This is a genomic window from Nonomuraea sp. NPDC050394 (genome assembly GCF_044459065.1).
In the GTDB taxonomy this organism is placed as follows: Bacteria; Actinomycetota; Actinomycetes; order Streptosporangiales; family Streptosporangiaceae; genus Nonomuraea.
In genome coordinates this window covers 213,932-226,252 of record NZ_JBITIO010000008.1, presented here as the reverse complement: position 1 = coordinate 226,252, position 12,321 = coordinate 213,932, and the positions used below count along the sequence as shown (strand labels likewise).

The 12,321-nt window shown below is 72.3% G+C and carries 15 protein-coding genes; 4 read left to right on the top strand and 11 right to left on the bottom strand.

Translation table 11 applies throughout. From position 1 onward, the window contains the following. Window positions 1-6 precede the first annotated feature (6 nt). The 9 genes from hisF to hisD are packed head-to-tail and all read right to left on the bottom strand — an operon-like array spanning window position 7 to window position 5,997. On the bottom strand, window positions 7-771 hold the full coding sequence (gene hisF, locus ACIBKY_RS29985) for an imidazole glycerol phosphate synthase subunit HisF (RefSeq protein WP_397101688.1): 765 nt from the start codon (window positions 769-771) through the stop codon (window positions 7-9). Further along, entirely contained in the window at window positions 768-1,157 is a 390-nt protein-coding gene (locus ACIBKY_RS29980; RefSeq protein WP_397102152.1) for a Rid family hydrolase, read from the bottom strand. The genes hisF and ACIBKY_RS29980 overlap by 4 nt, the downstream gene beginning before the upstream one ends. 34 nt (window positions 1,158-1,191) lie before the next feature. After that, window positions 1,192-1,914, bottom strand: coding sequence for a bifunctional 1-(5-phosphoribosyl)-5-((5-phosphoribosylamino)methylideneamino)imidazole-4-carboxamide isomerase/phosphoribosylanthranilate isomerase PriA (priA, locus tag ACIBKY_RS29975; RefSeq protein ID WP_379624057.1), 723 nt, complete (start codon window positions 1,912-1,914; stop codon window positions 1,192-1,194). Further along, window positions 1,915-2,244 carry a hypothetical protein gene (locus tag ACIBKY_RS29970; protein ID WP_397101685.1) on the bottom strand — a complete coding sequence of 110 codons (330 nt, stop codon included), beginning with the start codon at window positions 2,242-2,244 and terminating at the stop codon, window positions 1,915-1,917. Between the two features lie 7 nt (window positions 2,245-2,251). Beyond that, complete coding sequence (gene hisH, locus ACIBKY_RS29965) at window positions 2,252-2,881, bottom strand: imidazole glycerol phosphate synthase subunit HisH (RefSeq protein ID WP_397101683.1); 630 nt, start codon at window positions 2,879-2,881, stop codon at window positions 2,252-2,254. Beyond that, window positions 2,878-3,033 carry a hypothetical protein gene (locus ACIBKY_RS29960; protein ID WP_379624051.1) on the bottom strand — a complete coding sequence of 52 codons (156 nt, stop codon included), beginning with the start codon at window positions 3,031-3,033 and terminating at the stop codon, window positions 2,878-2,880. The genes hisH and ACIBKY_RS29960 overlap by 4 nt, the downstream gene beginning before the upstream one ends. Beyond that, complete coding sequence (gene hisB / locus ACIBKY_RS29955) at window positions 3,030-3,623, bottom strand: imidazoleglycerol-phosphate dehydratase HisB (protein WP_397101681.1); 594 nt, start codon at window positions 3,621-3,623, stop codon at window positions 3,030-3,032. Before hisB ends, ACIBKY_RS29960 begins: the two co-directional genes overlap by 4 nt. Further along, window positions 3,620-4,690 (bottom strand): histidinol-phosphate transaminase, encoded by a 1,071-nt coding sequence (locus ACIBKY_RS29950; protein ID WP_397101679.1) that lies wholly within the window; start codon window positions 4,688-4,690, stop codon window positions 3,620-3,622. The genes hisB and ACIBKY_RS29950 overlap by 4 nt, the downstream gene beginning before the upstream one ends. After that, entirely contained in the window at window positions 4,687-5,997 is a 1,311-nt protein-coding gene (hisD, locus tag ACIBKY_RS29945; RefSeq protein ID WP_397101677.1) for a histidinol dehydrogenase, read from the bottom strand. The genes ACIBKY_RS29950 and hisD overlap by 4 nt, the downstream gene beginning before the upstream one ends. Before the next feature lie 174 nt (window positions 5,998-6,171). Here hisD and ACIBKY_RS29940 point away from each other — a divergent pair, with 174 nt between their 5' ends. Both ACIBKY_RS29940 and ACIBKY_RS29935 read left to right on the top strand, forming a co-directional pair. Continuing rightward, complete coding sequence (locus tag ACIBKY_RS29940; RefSeq protein WP_397101675.1) at window positions 6,172-7,425, top strand: MFS transporter; 1,254 nt, start codon at window positions 6,172-6,174, stop codon at window positions 7,423-7,425. Continuing rightward, complete coding sequence (locus ACIBKY_RS29935; protein WP_397101673.1) at window positions 7,422-8,891, top strand: amidohydrolase family protein; 1,470 nt, start codon at window positions 7,422-7,424, stop codon at window positions 8,889-8,891. Before ACIBKY_RS29940 ends, ACIBKY_RS29935 begins: the two co-directional genes overlap by 4 nt. A gap of 29 nt (window positions 8,892-8,920) precedes the next feature. Here the strand turns inward: ACIBKY_RS29935 and ACIBKY_RS29930 are convergent, their stop codons facing one another. Together ACIBKY_RS29930 and ACIBKY_RS29925 are read right to left on the bottom strand one after the other, a co-directional pair. Continuing rightward, window positions 8,921-9,793 carry an alpha/beta fold hydrolase gene (locus tag ACIBKY_RS29930; protein WP_397101671.1) on the bottom strand — a complete coding sequence of 291 codons (873 nt, stop codon included), beginning with the start codon at window positions 9,791-9,793 and terminating at the stop codon, window positions 8,921-8,923. Window positions 9,794-9,812: 19 nt separating this feature from the next. After that, complete coding sequence (locus tag ACIBKY_RS29925) at window positions 9,813-10,934, bottom strand: MFS transporter (RefSeq protein ID WP_397101669.1); 1,122 nt, start codon at window positions 10,932-10,934, stop codon at window positions 9,813-9,815. 104 nt (window positions 10,935-11,038) lie between these two features. Here ACIBKY_RS29925 and ACIBKY_RS29920 point away from each other — a divergent pair, with 104 nt between their 5' ends. Both ACIBKY_RS29920 and ybaK read left to right on the top strand, forming a co-directional pair. Further along, window positions 11,039-11,749, top strand: coding sequence for an AraC family transcriptional regulator (locus ACIBKY_RS29920; RefSeq protein WP_397101667.1), 711 nt, complete (start codon window positions 11,039-11,041; stop codon window positions 11,747-11,749). Window positions 11,750-11,787: 38 nt separating this feature from the next. After that, on the top strand, window positions 11,788-12,288 hold the full coding sequence (gene ybaK / locus ACIBKY_RS29915) for a Cys-tRNA(Pro) deacylase (protein ID WP_397101665.1): 501 nt from the start codon (window positions 11,788-11,790) through the stop codon (window positions 12,286-12,288). Window positions 12,289-12,321: the final 33 nt, after the last annotated feature.

Genomic DNA, 12,321 nt, shown 5'->3' with positions numbered 1-12,321 from the left:
CGCCAGTTATCCCCGGACGGGGTATCCCGCCGTCCGCAGAGTGTCCTTGACCTCGGAGATCTTCAGCGTGCCGAAGTGGAACACCGAGGCCGCCAGCACCGCGTCGGCGCCCTCCGCGATCGCCGGAGGGAAGTGCTCCAGCCGGCCCGCGCCGCCGCTGGCGATCACCGGGACCCGGACCGCGGCTCGCACGGCCCGGATCATCTCCAGGTCGTAGCCGTCCAGGGTGCCGTCGCCGTCCATCGAGTTGAGCAGGATCTCGCCCACGCCCAGCTCCTCGCCGCGGGCCGCCCACTCGACGGCGTCGATCCCGGTGCCCTTGCGGCCGCCGTGGGTGGTGACCTCGAAGCCGCTGGCCGTACCGGGAGCACGCCGCGCGTCCACCGACAGCACCACGCACTGCGCGCCGAAGCGGCGCGAGCACTCCGTCAGCAGCTCGGGACGGGCGATGGCGGCGGTGTTCAGCGACACCTTGTCCGCGCCCGCCCGCAGCAGCCGGTTGACGTCCTCGACCGCGCGGATGCCGCCACCCACGGTCAGCGGGATGAACACCTGCTCGGCGGTCCTGCGGACCACGTCGAGCATCGTCTCCCGCTCGCCCGACGAGGCGGTGATGTCGAGGAAGGTGAGTTCGTCGGCGCCCTCGGCGTCATAGCGCCGCGCCAGCTCGACAGGGTCGCCCGCGTCGCGCAGGTTCTCGAAGTTGACGCCCTTGACCACGCGTCCCGCGTCCACGTCCAGACACGGGATGACTCGTACCGCGACCGTCATGCTCTCTGCGCCTCGATCTCGATCTCGACCAGCATCCGAGGGTCGACCAGACCGGCCACCCGCACGCCCGTGCACGCCGGCCGCACCCGGCCGAACACCTCGGCGATCGCGGATCCGACCTGGTCGAAGTGACGGTGCTCGACGACGTAGTACCGGACCATGACGACGTCGTCGCGGGTCAGCCCACCCGCCTCGACCGCCTCCAGGGCGATGCTCATCGCCGTCATGCTCTGCCAGTAGGGATCGCCGACGTGCTGGACCTCGCCGTCGACGGTGGCCGTGCAGCCGGAGACGACCACCCGGTCGCCGACGACGACGGCTCTCGCGTAGCCGTAGCGCTCCTCCCAGACTCCGCCCGAGAACACCCTCGTCCCGGTTCTTTCCATGCTCACGCTGCCCATCACGCCCCCTCCCAACGAACTAAACGCGGACCGCATCCAGCGCGTTCTCCAGCGTGAACGCCCGAGCGTAGAGCGCCCTGCCCACGATGGCGCCCTCCAGCCCCTGCGCCACCAGGCCGGACAACGCCACCAGGTCATCGAGGCTGGAGACGCCGCCGCTGGCCACGACCGGCCGCTCGGTGCGCGAGCAGAACTCGCGCAGCAGCTCCAGGTTCGGGCCGCGCAGCGTGCCGTCCTTGGTCACGTCGGTGACCACGTACCGCGGGCAGCCGTCGGCCTCCAGCCGTTCGAGCGTCTGCCACAGGTCACCCGCCTCCTGCGTCCAGCCCCGGGTGGCGATCGTGGTGCCGCGCACGTCGAGGCCGACCGCGATCTTGTCGCCGTGCTCGGCGATGATCTTCCGGCACCACTCCGGGTTCTCCAGCGCGGCGGTGCCGATGTTGACCCGGCGGCAACCGGTGGCCAGCGCCGCCGTCAGCGAGTCGTCGTCGCGGATGCCGCCGGACAACTCCACGTTCACCTCCAGCCGGGCGATGACCTCGGCGATCTGCGCGTGGTTGCTGCCCCGGCCGAAGGCGGCGTCGAGATCCACCAGGTGGATCCACTCCGCGCCCGCCTCCTGCCAGGCCAGCGCGGCGGCGAGCGGGTCGCCGTAGCCGGTTTCGGTTCCCGCCTCACCCTGGACCAGGCGTACGGCCTGGCCGTCCACCACGTCCACGGCCGGGAGCAGCACAAGCGACATTCAGATCCTCCGGTTGAAGGCAAGGGTCACGAAGACAGGGACGAACAACACCGAGAAGACGAGCACCCCGAAACTCACCGCCGGCGCCCGCCAGATCAGCCACACCAGCAGCTGCACGAGCAGGAAGACGCCGACCACGACGGCGTTCTGGACGCGGTGGCGGCGGGCCAGCAGCCCGCCCTGGCGGGCGAAGCGCACCGGCCGGGGAACCAGCCGGCCGAGGCGGGCACGGCGGCGCGCCGCACGCGCCTGCCGTTCCTCGTTGCGCCGCATCGCCTGTGCGCGCTCGGCCTCGCGCACGGCGCGCCGCCGCGCACGTTCCTTGCTCACCGCGTGTTCACAGGGTGCCGACCCAGTTCTTCAGCAGGGCGGCTCCCGCGTCCCCGGACTTCTCCGGATGGAACTGGGCGGCCATGAGCGGCCCGTTCTCCACGGCGGCCACGAACGGCACGCCGTGCTCGGCCCAGGTGACCAGCGGGTGGCCGAAGCCGTCGCCGGGCACGAGTTCCCACTCGCGTACGCCGTAGGAGTGCACGAAGTAGAAGCGCTCCTCCTCGATCCCGGCGAACAGCACGCTGCCGTCGGGCACCTTGACGGTGTTCCAGCCCATGTGCGGCAGAACCGGCGCCTCCAGCCGCTCGACCGTGCCCGGCCACTCGCCGCAGCCCTCGGTCTCCACGCCGTGCTCGACGCCCCGCGCGAACAGCACCTGCATGCCGACGCAGATGCCCAGCACCGGACGGCCGCCGGCGAGCCTGCGCCCGACGATCTCGTCGCCGCGCACGCCCTTGAGCCCGGCCATGCACGCCGCGAACGCGCCCACACCGGGCACGACCAGCCCTTCGGCGTTCAGCGCCGCGTCGTAGTCGGCGGTCACCGTCACCCGGGCGCCGGTCCTGGCCAGCGCGCGCTCGGCGGAGCGCAGGTTGCCGGAGCCGTAGTCGAGCACCACGACGTTCCTGCTCACCACCACAACACCCCCGCCGTGATCGCCATGACGCCGCCGAGGGCGCAGAACACCGCACCGAGCTTCAGCCCCTGCTTGACCAGCGAGAACACCCCGCCGAACAGGAACAGCCCGATGAACACCATCGCATAAGCGATCATGTTCTCGCTCATAGGACACCCTTGGTGGACGGCACCCCGCTGGCGCGCGGGTCGCGCTCGCTCGCCGCGCGCAGCGCGCGGGCCAGCGCCTTGAACTGCGCCTCCACGATGTGGTGGGCGTTGCGGCCGTAGGGGACGTGCACGTGCAGGCAGATCGCCGCCTGTGCCACGAACGACTCCAGGATGTGCCGGGTCATCGTCGTGTCGTACGCGGGGCCGATCATCGGCGCCATGCCCTCCGGCTCGGAGTGCACCAGGTACGGCCGGCCGGACAGGTCGACCGTGACGTTGGCCAGCGCCTCGTCCAGCGGACACGACGCACTGCCGAACCGCCGGATGCCCGACTTGTCGCCCAACGCCTGCCGGAACGCCGCGCCCAAAGCCAGCGCCGTGTCCTCCATCGTGTGGTGGGAGTCGATGTGGAGGTCACCCTCGGTCTTGACGGTCAGGTCGAACAACCCGTGCTTGCCCAGCTGGTTGAGCATGTGGTCGTAGAAGCCCACCCCGGTGGACACCTCGACCTGACCCGTGCCGTCGAGGTCCACCTCGACCAGCACCGTCGTCTCCTTGGTGGCCCTCTCCACACGGCCGATACGGCTCACAGAACTCCCTCCAGAGCGGCGCGGAACGCCGCCATCTCCTCGCCGGTGCCGATCGAGACCCGCAGCCACTGCGGTGGCCCGACCTCGCGGATGAGCACTCCCCGCTCCAGGAGCCCCCGCCACACCGCCTCACGATTTGCGAACCGTCCGAACAACACGAAATTGGCGTCCGAATCGGCGACCGTCAACCCCTGACCGCGCAGCCATGCCACCGTGGCATCACGCTCGCGCCGCAGCGCCGCCACCCCGCCGAGCAACTCCTCGCGGTGGCGCAGCGCCGTACGCGCCGCGGCCTGCGTCAGCGTCGACAGATGGTACGGCAGGCGGACCAGCAGCAACGCCTGCACCACCACCGGATGCGCGGCCAGATACCCGACCCGCGTCCCGGCCATCGCGAACGCCTTCGACATCGTCCGCGTCACGATCAGCCGGGGAAACTCCGGCAGCAGCGTCAGCGCCGACGCCGTGCCCTCGCGGGCGAACTCGGCGTAGGCCTCGTCCACGACCACCATGCCCGGCGCCGCCTCCAGCACCGCCCGGATCGTCGCCAGCGGCAGCGAGGTGCCCGTCGGGTTGTTCGGCGAGGTCAGGAACACGATGTCCGGCCGGTGCTCCTCGATCGCGGCCACCGCCTTGCCCGGATCGAGCGTGAAGTCCTCCTCGCGCGCCCCGTCGACCCACTCGGTGCTCGTGCCCGAGGTGATGATCGGGTGCATCGAGTAGGACGGCTCGAAGCCCAGCGCGCTGCGGCCGTGGCCGCCGAACGCCTGCAGGATCTGCTGGAGCACCTCGTTGGAGCCGTTGGCCGCCCACACCTGCTCGCCGCTCAGCCCGTGGCCGAGGTAGGCGGCCAGCTCCGCGCGCAGCTCCACGGCGTCGCGGTCGGGGTAGCGGTTGAGGGTCGAGGCGCTCCTGCGCACCTCCTCGGCCAGGTCGTCGACCAGGGCCTTGGAGGGCGGATAGGGGTTCTCGTTGGTGTTGAGCCGGATCGGGACGTCGATCTGGGGCGCGCCGTACGGCGTCTTGCCCCGGAGGTCGTCGCGCAGCGGCAGGTCTTCCAGCCTCACGGGTTAGGCACTTCCCAGTCGAAACGGGCGCGGACCGCCGCGCCGTGTGCGGGCAGGTCTTCGGCGTCGGCCAGCACCGACACGTGCGCGGCGGCGCCCGCCAGCGCCTGCCTGGTGTAGTCGACCACGTGGATGCCGCGCAGGAACGACTGCACCGACAGCCCACTGGAGTGACAGGCGCAGCCGCCGGTCGGCAGCACGTGGTTGGACCCGGCGAGGTAGTCGCCCAGCGAGACCGGCGCGTACGTGCCCACGAAGATGGCGCCCGCGTTGCGCACCCGCGCCGCCACCGCGGCGGCGTCGGCGGTGTGGATCTCCAGGTGCTCGGCCGCGTAGGCGTCGACCACCTTCAGCCCGGCCTCGACGTCCGACACCAGCACGATGCCCGACTGCCGGCCGCCCAGCGCCTCGGCGATGCGCTCGCTGTGCTTGGTCGCCCCGACCTGGCCCGGCAGCTCCTTCTCCACCGCCTCGGCCAGTTCCACGCTGTCGGTGACCAGCACCGCGGCGGCGATCACGTCGTGCTCGGCCTGGCTGATCAGGTCGGCGGCCACGTGCACGGGATTAGCCGTGGAGTCGGCCAGGATCGCGATCTCGGTCGGGCCCGCCTCGGAGTCGATGCCGATGCGGCCCTTCAGCAGCCGCTTGGCCGCCGCCACCCAGATGTTGCCGGGACCGGTGACCATCGTCGCGGGCGCGCACTCCTCGGTGCCGTAGGCGAACATCGCCACCGCCTGCGCGCCGCCCACGTTGTAGACCTCGTCGACGCCCAGCAGCGCGCAGGCCGCCAGGATCGTCGGGTGCGGCAGCCCGCCGAAGTCACGCTGCGCCGGGCTGGTGACCGCCAGCGAGGCGACCCCGGCCTCCTGCGCGGGAACCACGTTCATGACCACGCTCGACGGATAGACCGCCCGCCCGCCCGGCACGTAGAGCCCCACCCGCTCGACCGGCACCCAGCGCTCGGTGACCGTGCCACCCGGGACCACCTCGGTGGTGGTGTCGGTGCGCCGCTGGTCGCGGTGGACCTTCCTGGCTCGCCTGATCGACTCCTCCAGCGCCGCCCGCACCCTCGGGTCGAGCTCGGCGAGGGCCCGGTCGATCTCCTCCTTCGCCACGCGCGTGGAGGCGATCTCGACACCGTCGAACCTGGCGGTCAGCTCCCGTACGGCTGCCGCCCCACGATGGCGCACGTCCTCGCAGATGGGCCGCACCTTCTCCAGGGCGGCCTCGACGTCGAGCTCGGCGCGGGGCAGCACGTCGCGCAGGTTCTCCGGCAGGGAACCGCGCATGTCGATACGGGAAATCACCCTCCCTAGTCTACGGAGTCCGGCAGCCCATCCCCGTATCGTCCACGATGCGGACGGTTTGTACGTCAGCACAGCGCGTGGCCGATGACTTGGTGGTTCAGCACGAAGCACAACCGCACGCGGGAGGCGGAGGGTTACGGAAAGCGATTTCGAAGCCCGGGAGGAACCAACGGCATGGGACTCGCCGAGACCGCCCCCACCATGACGTCGGCGCAGGTGCGCAAGACCGCCGCGCTCACCGTCGGCCTGCTCATGGGCGTGTGGGTGATCGACTACATCGACCGCGTCATGATGGCGGTCGCCCTGCCGTTCATCGGTGCCGAATACGACCTCAGCAAGACCGAGCAAGGCTGGCTCATCACCGTCTTCTCCCTGGTGTACCTGCTGTGCCAGGTGCCCGGCGGCATCCTCGCCGACCGGTTCGGCGCCCGCCGCCAGCTCATGGTCTCCCTCGTGCTGTGGTCGATCTTCACCGCGCTCACCGGCCTGGCCTGGGGCCTGGCGGCGCTCCTGGTCATCCGGGCGTTGTTCGGCGTCGGCCAGGGACTGTTCCCCGGCGCCTCGTTCAAGGCCATGGCCGAACGCACCACCCCGCAGACCCGCGCCACCGCCGCCGGATCGATGCTGGCCGCCAACCAGCTCGGCGCCGGCGTGGCCCCGCTCATCGTGGCGCCGCTCATCCTCCTGCTCGGCTGGCGGCACACGTTCTGGGTCACCGCCGTCGCCGGAGTGATCATCGGCTTCATGCTGTGGAGGATGCTGCCGCCCGCGCTGCCGCCCCACCTCAACGGCTCCGACCGCGCCGAGCGGCAGGGCGTGCCCCTGTCCCTCGTGCTGCGCTCGGCCTCGGTGTGGAAGTTCGCCGCGCTGTTCTGCGCCGCCAACATGCTCGGCTACGGGATGATGACCTGGGTTCCCAGCTACCTGCTGGAGGAACGCGGCATCTCGCTCATCAGCACCGGCTTCATGAGCGCCGTTCCCAGCCTGGTCATGTGCGCGACCACGTTCGTCGGCGGCTGGCTGTTCGACCGCTACTTCCACAACCGCGCACGGCTCTTCGTCATCCCGCTGCTGCTGCTCACCGCGCTCCTGCTGGTGGTCATGCTCCAGGCCGAGACCGCCGTCGGCTTCACCATCTACCAGACCCTCGCCCTGGGCGTGGCGGGCCTGTCCACCATGGGCGTGCTCGGCATGCCGTTCCGCGCGCTGCCGCCCGCCGTCGTCGGCTCCGGCATGGGCGTCGTCAACGTCGGCGGCCAGGTCGCCGGCGTGCTGGCCCCCGTCCTCATGGGCCTGCTCGTCGACAAGTTCTCCTACACCGCCGCCTTCGGCCTGCTCATCGCCACCACGGTGCTGGCCGCGCTGATCGCCGTCATCGTCCCGCAACGCCCGGAACAGTTCACTTTTGGCACCAAGGAGACCATGTGACCGCGTACGACCTCGTCCTCGCCAACGGCCGGGCCATCGACCCCGAGACCGGCCTCGACGCCGTGCGCGACATCGGCATCACCGGCGGCGTCATCCGCGCCGTCTCACAGACGCCGCTGACCGGCACGACCCGCGTCGACCTCGGCGGCCTGGTCGTCTGCCCCGGCTTCATCGACCTGCACAGCCACACCATGGACGTCGCCGGGCACCGCCTGCAGGCCCTCGACGGCGTCACCACCGTGCTCGAACTCGAAGCCGGCGCCTACCCGGTCGGCGCCGCCTACCACAAGGCCGCCCAGCAGGGCCGGCCGCTCAACTACGGCTTCGCCACCTCCTGGGGCATCGCCCGCATGGGCGTACTCCTCGGGCTGGAGGCCGGTGGCGACATCGAGAAGTTCCTCGCCTACATCGGCCACGAGGACTGGCAGCGCCCGGCGGCCCGCCCCGTCGTGGACCGCATCCTCGCCATGCTGGAAGGCGACCTCGCCGACGGCGCGCTCGGCATCGGCATCCTCGTCGGCTACGCCCCGCGCGTGGACCCCTCCGAATACCTCGCCGTGGCCGCGCTGGCCGCCCGCCACAACCTGCCGACCTACACCCACGCCCGCGAACTCGTCGAACAGGACCCCACCACCCCCATCGACGGCGCCGAGGAAGTGGTGCGCGCCGCCGCCGAGACCGGCGCCCACATGCACTACTGCCACGTCAACAGCACCTCCATCCGGCACGTGGACCGGGTGCTCGGCCTCGTGGAGAAGGTACGCGCCGAGGGCTCGCGCGTCACCACCGAGGCCTACCCCTACGGCGCCGGCATGACCGGCGTCGGCGCCGCCTTCCTCGCCCCCGAGATCCTGCACCGGCGCGGGCTGACCGCCCACTCCATCGGCCTGCTCGGCGCCGAGGGCCGCCTGGCCGACGAGGAGGCGCTGCGCGCCGCCCGCCGCGACACCCCGGGAGCCGCCGCGTTCGTCCATCTCCTCGACGAGGACGACCCGGCCGCCTTCGACTACATCCAGCGGGCGCTCGCCTTCCCCGACGCAGCGGTCGCCACCGACGCCGTGCCGCTGCTGTGGCGCTCGGGCACGCCCGACCCCCTCGCCTGGCCGCCGGCCCCCGACGCCGTCACCCACCCGCGTACGGCCGGCACCTACGGGCGCACGCTGCGCCGCCTCGTGCGCGAGAACGCCGTCCTCGGCCTGCAGGAGGCCATCAGGCGTTGCACACTGGTGCCCGCCGACGTCGTCGGCTCCGGTGTGCCGGCGATGCGCCGCAAGGGGCGCGTGCAGGTGGGCTGCGACGCCGACCTCACCGTCTTCGACCCGGAGACCGTCACCGACCGCGCCACCTACACCGACACCGCCCGGGGCTCATCCGGCTTCGTCCACGTCGTCGTCGCCGGCGACTTCGTGGTCAGGGACTCGGAGATCGTCACCACGGCCTTCCCCGGCCGCCCGGTCAGAGCCTGACGCCCCGCCGAACCCGGGGCCCCAGCCCGTCACCCTCCGGGGCTGGGACCTCTCGGGGGCCTGGGATCCCAGCTTTTCCCCTGGGCTGGGATCCCAACCTCCCGCAGAACCTCGCCGAGCTCGCCGGGCCGTTCCCGCCAGGGATGGTGACCGGCCCCCTCCAGCACGCGCAGGCGGCCCTCCGGCAGCGCCCCGGCCAGCGCCGCCACGGAACCGACCGGCCGCGGGTCGCCCGCGCCGTGGACGACCGAGACCGGCACGGCGATCCGCCGGACGTCCGCCTCCGCCCAGGCCGCCGCCTCGGCGCTCAGCCGCCGGTTGGCCACCCAGTTGATCTCGTACGGCGCGGCGGCGTCCTGCGCCGCCCATTCCCAGGCCCGCTCCCGGTCGGCGTGGTCGGTGAACCACGCCAGCGTGCGGAACTCCCGCTCCTGCTCCGGACTCCGCACCGGCAGCGCGCCCAGTCCGGCCAGCCGCGCGCTCTGCCCGGCCGTCATCCGCCGGTCACGCTCGGCCCGGTAGGCCGTCCGCCAGTCACCCAGCCCCGTCCCGCTGAGGTAGCCCACCCACGCGAGCCGGTCCGGGTGCGCCCTGGCGTAGGCGAGGGCGAGCGTGGCGCCGAAGGAGTGGCCGGCCACCGACCAGCGCTCGTACCCCCAGTGGCGGCGCAGGATCTCCAGATCGGTGACCAGGCGGTCCACGCGCTGCTCGGCGGAGGGCGAAGAACGGCCGCAGCCGCGCTGGTCGAAGCGGTGCACGGCGACGCCGGCACCGAACAGGCGGGCCAGCGGGCCGAGATAGTCCCACAGGCCGGGACCGCCGTGCAGCAGGACGACGGGCGCGCCCCGCCCGGTGGTCCCGGTCCACAGCCGGACACCGTCGTCCATGGTCACAAAAGACATCACGTCAGCATACGAACCTTCACGGCAGGACGATCGCCGGTTCCTTCAGCGGGCGCGACAGGAACCAGGCCAGCAACGGCATCGCGATGAGCGTGGCCAGCGCCAGGCGCAACGAGGTGGCCTCGGCCAGAGCGCCGATCAGCGGGCTGGCGACGCCGCCCACGCTGACCGCCAGGCCCAGGGTGACGCCGCTGGCCGTACCGGCGTGGCGGGGCAGGTAGTCCTGCCCGAGCGTGACGTGCAGCGAGAACGGGACGTACAGGGCGAGGCCCGTCGCCGCCAGGAACAGGAACACGGCCGGGCCCGGCACCAGCACCACCCCGGCCACGGCGGGCACCGCGGCGGCGTAGGCCAGCCGCAGCGTCCGCACCCGCCCATGGCGGGTGGCCAGGCGGCCACCCAGAATCGTCCCCGCCGCACCGCCCGCGAACAGCACGAACAACGCGAACGCGCCCGCCGCTCCCCCGCCCGCGTACAACGCCACGAACGTGCTCAGCCCGATGTAGCCCACCGAACGCAGCCCCATCACCAGCGCCAGCCGCACGAAGGCCGCCCAGTCGTCGCGCGCCCCCTCCCGGGTACGGCTCCCGCCGCCACCCCGCCCGACCGACCGCATGGCCACCACCGTGACCAGGCACCCCAGCACCGCCGGCACCACCAGCAGCGGCGAGGCGGCCAGCCCGCCCCAGGCCAGTATCGGCGTGACCATCAGCGGCGCCACCGCGAACCCGAGGTTGCCACCCAGCGAGAACCAGCTCATAGCCACATGGCTGCCCTGGCTGGCCGCCCTGGCCAGCCGCGCCGACTCGGGATGGTAGGCCGCCACGCCCAGCCCGGACAGGGCGATCGCCAGCCACGTCAGCGGGTACGAACCGGCGGGACCCGCCAGCCCCGCCCCGAGCCCGGTCGCCAGCATGCTCACCGGGATCAGCCAGCCCAGCCGCCACCGGTCGGCGATCGCGCCGAACACCGGCTGCACGACCGAGGACAGGAGGGTGGCGGCCAGCACGATCCCGGAGGCGGCCACGTAGCCGTAGTGCCGCTCGGCCACCAGGAACGGCACCATGGCCGGGACGACGCCCTGGTAGAAGTCGACGCTGGCGTGGCCGGCGGCCAGCACGCCCATCCTGTTGATCCGCACCCCTCGATCGTCGCCGCCGGAGTGTGTGGCGCGCTTCCGATAAAGTGCCAACATATGCCGGAAAATCGCCAGACGCCGGAGGAGGTGGCCGGATGGTGCGCCACATGCCGGCGGCCCCCACCGGGACACGCCCCCTGCCCGGCGGCGGCGAGATCGACGCGCACCGCCACGACGACCACCAGATCGCCTACCCCTATGAGGGCGTCATCTCCATCAGCACCGGCGCGGGCACCTGGGTGGCGCCGGGCAACAGGGCGCTGTGGATCCCGGCGGGCACCGTCCACGAGCACCGTGCCTACGGGCGTACCGACCTGCGCCTGATCGGCTTCACCGAGAACCCGCTGCGCCTGGAGCGACCCGCCGTCCTGGCCGTGACGCCGCTGCTGCGCGAGCTGATCGTGGCCTGCTCAGAGGAGCCGGGGGACCCGCTGCTCCGCGCCGTCCTGCTCGACCGGCTGCGCCGCTCCCCCGCCCCCGAGCACCCGGTGCACCTGCCCGCGCCGCGCGACCCCCGCCTGGCCGCGGTCTGCGCGATGGTCCGCGCCGATCCGGCCGGCGACCGTACGCTGCCGGAACTGGCCGCGGCGGCGGGCACCAGCGACCGCACCCTGGCCAGGCTCTGCCGCGCGGAACTCGGGATGACCTTCCCGCAGTGGCGTACCCAGGCCCGCCTGCACCACGCCCTGATCCTGCTGGCGGAGGGCCTCCAGGTCACCACCGTGGCCCACCGGTGCGGCTGGTCGTCGGCCAGTGCCTTCATCGACGCCTTCCGGCACGCTTTCGGCCACACCCCAGGCCGCGCGTTCCGTTCCTGACGCCTTTACATTGTAGATCCCGAGTACGATGAAGTGCTGTGAGCAAGAAGAGCAAAGGCGGCGGTCAGGGCACCCCGGCCACCGTGGCGCTGGTCAAGGCGGGGGCGGACTTCACCCTCCATCCGTACGAGCACGACGCGAACGCGCAGGCCTATGGCGAGGAGGCGGCCGACGCGCTCGGCCTGCCGTACGAGCAGATCTTCAAGACGCTCGTGGCCGAGGTGGAGAGCGGGCTGGCGGTGGCGGTGGTGCCGGTGGCGGGCAAGCTGGACCTGAAGGCGTTCGCGGCGGCGCTCCAGAGCAAGCGGGCGGCGATGGCCGACGCGGCCAAGGTCGAGCGGGTCACCGGCTACGTGGTGGGCGGCATCAGCCCGCTCGGGCAGCGCAGGCAGTTGCCGACCGTGGTGGACGAGTCGGCGCTCGGCTTCGAGACGATCTACTTCTCGGCCGGGCGGCGCGGGCTGCAGATCGAGACGGCGCCGGGCCACCTCGTCGGGCTGACACGGGCCACGACGGCCCCGATCGCCAAGACCGGCTGACCACGCTCATCCCGCCCGGCGTGTTGATCATCC